Raw genomic sequence first — 4,032 nt, forward strand, 5'->3', positions numbered from 1 at the left:
CTGTACGGTTTAACGGCATTTAAAAGAGGAATCGCGTTTTTCTCTGACCGGGGACACCCGATACCTGAATAATGGAGGAAACTTTAACACGTACCCCCCAAAGCATCTGGATGCTTTGGGGGGGTTTGTATGCGCAAATAACGGGAATTTGTCCAAGAAAATGGAAATTGGGTGAGTTTCGATTTGAAATTCAACGGTCTAAAGGCTCATTTTTTCGAATAAAATATGGACAAAGGAAAAATATTTCGATAATATTTATATTGATGCGAAAATTATTTTCTTTTGTCGAAATGGTTTTCCGAAAAATGTTGCCAAGGGAGGTGAGGACGAATGAATGAAAACGTCATCATTGGCGTTGATATCGGAACAACGAGCACGAAAACGATGGCTTTCGACGCGGAAGGACGCATTCTGGCGCAAAGCTCGCAAGACTATTCGCTGTATACGGAATCGGATGGACATGTTGAACAAGATCCTGAAGAAATTTTCCGAGCGGTCGAGGGAACGATTGCCGACGTTGCCGAAAAGGTGAAGGATCGGAACGGAACGGTTGAGGGCATTTCCTTCAGTGCAGCCATGCATAGTTTGATCGCCGTAGACGAAAACGGGAATCCGCTGACAAGGTCGATCACATGGGCCGACCAGCGTTCAAGTCGGGAAGCAGAGCAGTTGAAAGCGTCATCGAAAGGTCAGGAAATTTACAAACGCACCGGGACGCCGATTCATCCGATGTCCCCGTTAACGAAACTGATCTGGTTCGATAAAAACGAACCTGAACTGAAAGCGGCTGCCGCAAAATGGATCTCGATCAAAGAATACTTGTTTTACAAATGGTTCGGAGAATTCATCGTCGATCATTCGATAGCTTCGGCAACCGGGTTATTTCATCTTCGCCGATTAGATTGGGACGACGAGGCACTCCATTTGGCCGGCATTCGCAGAGGACAGTTGTCGAAGCCGGTATCAACGCAGTTTTCGATCGGTGGATTGTCCGATCGCAAAGCGAAACAGCTCGGGATTGATCCGCAAACGCCGTTCATCATCGGGGCAAGCGACGGGGTTTTGGCAAATCTCGGTGTCGGCGCAATTAAGCCGGGCTCCATTGCGTGTTCGATCGGCACAAGCGGAGCGGTGCGTACGGTCGTGCCGGAACCGTCGACCGATCGGGAAGGACGCACGTTTTGTTACGCCTTGACGGAAAACCACTGGGTCGTCGGCGGACCAATCAATAACGGCGGCATCGCTTTCCGGTGGTTGCGTGACAACGTTTTCGACGACTTGGCGGAAACGGTTTCCGATCCATATGAATATTTGACGAAACAAGCGGAGACGATCCACCCTGGGGCCGACGGTTTGTTGTTTTTACCTTACTTGACCGGCGAACGGGCACCGTTTTGGAATGCTGACACGAAAGCGGTTTTTTTCGGATTGACGTTGAATCATAATCGCAATCATATGATCCGAGCCGTTCTCGAAGGCGTTCTCTATCAACTGGACATGGTGGTAGCGGCATTGAAAACCGCTGATGTCGAACCAATGGAATTCCGAGCGACCGGTGGATTTACAAAATCGCGGGCGTGGCGGCAAATGATGGCAGACATTTTCGCCGCCGATATTTTCGTGCCCGCGAGCAACAGCAGTGCTTGCTTTGGAGCGGCAATGCTGGCGATGAAAGCGCTGCATTGGATCGATGATTTTTCCACCGCGGTTGCCAAGGTGCAGTTGCAACATCGGCATGTTCCGATTGTCGAAAACGTGAAAATCTACGAATCTTACAAACCGATTTTTCATCGGTTAGCGGAATCGCTGCAGCCCGAGTTTTCGGCGCTGTCCGAGTTAACGAAAAAACGAAAGTAGAAGTAAGCGTAGTTCAACGATGCAAATGACAGTCGTGTGGAACGACGGTCGAAGTGTCGTTCATGTCATCTATTTTATTAAGGAGGGAAAGTAATGTCTGGAGGTTGGCTTGTTTTAATTGCGGCTTTAGGCGTCTTGTTCTTGTTGTTTCTCGTCATGAAAACGAAGCTGCAAGCTTTTATCGCATTGATCGTTGTCAGTTATTTGGTTGGAATTTTTTCCGGACTGGATCTTGCAGACATCATTAAGGCTGTTCAAGCTGGCATGGGAGGAACGGTTGGCGAAATTGCGGTCATCATCGGTATGGGTGCGATGTTCGGAGAAATTTTGAAAGTGTCCGGAGGAGCCGAGCGGCTCGCTTTATACTTAACGAAAAAGTTTGGGGAAAGTCGCGTACATTGGGCACTTGCGCTTACCGGTTTCATCATTTCGATTCCGGTATTTCTTGATGTAGCTTTTGTTATTTTGGTTCCGATTTTATACAGTATGGCTAGACGAACAAAAAAATCTTTGCTCTTTTTCGGAATTCCGTTGCTTGCCGGCCTTGCGGTCACGCACAGTTTCGTACCCCCGACCCCTGGACCGATCGCAACGGCCGCTCTTGTTCACGCCAATATCGGTTGGGTCATCCTGTTCGGTCTGATCGCCGGTATTCCGGCTACGATTTTGGCTGGTCCGGTTTTCGGGAAATACATCGCCGGTAAAATCCACGTCAAAGTTCCGGAATACATGATCAGTGAAACGGAAGAAATCGATGACAGCAAAGAATTGCCGAATTTTTGGACGATTGCTTCTTTAATCATCTTACCGCTCGCGTTAATCTTGTTAAACACGCTTTCGGCAGCGACGTTGCCTGAAGGCAATGGATTGCGGGCGATCTTGACATTCATAGGGAATCCGTTTGTCGCTTTAACGATCACAACGTTATTGACGCTCTGGGTATTAGGAACGAAACGCGGATACTCGAAAGACGAATTGCAGGAAATCTGCACGAAGGCGCTCGAGCCTGCGGGCATCATCATTTTGATCACCGGTGCCGGTGGTGTTTTCGGTCAAGTTCTCGTCGAAACAGGTGTCGGCGATGTTTTGGCGAACGCGATGAAAGATGCTCATATGCCGCTGATCATTTTCGCATTCTTGATTGCCGCAATCGTTCGGATTGCTCAAGGTTCCGCGACAGTTGCGATGATTACCGCGGGGAGTTTGGTTTCGCCGGTGATTGGTGCCTTTGACGTTTCCGGAGCCATGCTCGGTTTGCTCGTTATCGCGATTTCTTGCGGCGCGACGATCGCCTCTCATGTGAACGACTCCGGCTTTTGGCTTGTGAACCGATTCTTCGGCATGTCTGAGAAAGACACATTGAAATCTTGGACGGTCATGGAAACAATTATCGCACTTGTTGGATTTGCCGTTGTATTGTTGATCAGTCTGTTCATCTAATCGTCCAAATTCATCTAATCGACCTAAGGTTGGGAGACAAGGGAGGACCCTTGTCTTCCACTCACGTTTAGGAGGGGAGTCACCATGAACATCGGGTTAATCGGACTAGGAAAAATGGGTTTTAATCTCGGAGAACAGATGATGGAGAAGGGATATGAAGTTGCCGCCTGCGACATAAATAAAGAATCGGTCGATCGGTTTGCGGAAACCGGTGCGTTTGCCGCATATTCGTTGGCGGAGCTCGTCGACAACTTGCAACGTCCCCGAGTGATGTGGGTGATGGTTCCGGCGGGTAAGGTTACGAATGAGGTCATTCGTGAATTATCCGGTCTTTTGAAACCCGGGGATATCGTCATTGACGGCGGCAATACTCATTATAAAGAAACACTCAGTCATAACGAATTGTTGAGTAAAAAAGGGATTTATTTTTTTGATGCCGGAACAAGCGGAGGGACTTCCGGCGCAAGAGAAGGCGCTTGCTTTATGATCGGCGGGAACGAAAAAGTGTTTAAGGAAATTGAACCATTGTTTCGCGATTTGTCGGTGGAAAACGGCTACTTGTACACCGGGAGAGCCGGAAGCGGTCATTTTTTGAAAATGGTACACAACGGCATTGAATACGGCATGATGGCAGCCATCGGCGAAGGATTTGAAATTCTTGAAAAAAGTCCATTCGATTACGATTACAAAGAAGTAGCTCGCGTCTGGAACCATGGGTCGGTGATTCGCAGCTGG

The 4,032-nt window shown here is 48.5% G+C and carries 3 protein-coding genes; all 3 read left to right on the forward strand.

Features of this window, described 5'->3' with window-relative positions:
* Window positions 1-330: 330 nt before the first annotated feature.
* Window positions 331-1,857, forward strand: coding sequence for an FGGY family carbohydrate kinase (locus tag VFK44_06685; GenBank protein HET7628061.1), 1,527 nt, complete (start codon window positions 331-333; stop codon window positions 1,855-1,857).
* 93 nt (window positions 1,858-1,950) lie between these two features.
* Entirely contained in the window at window positions 1,951-3,297 is a 1,347-nt protein-coding gene (locus VFK44_06690) for a gluconate:H+ symporter (GenBank protein HET7628062.1), read from the forward strand.
* An 84-nt stretch (window positions 3,298-3,381) separates the two neighbouring features.
* Window positions 3,382-4,032: decarboxylating 6-phosphogluconate dehydrogenase (gene gnd / locus VFK44_06695; protein HET7628063.1), on the forward strand; the 651-nt coding region annotated here is incomplete at its 3' end.

It is taken from the genome of Bacillales bacterium (genome assembly GCA_035700025.1).
Classification (GTDB): Bacteria; Bacillota; Bacilli; order Bacillales; family DASSOY01; genus DASSOY01.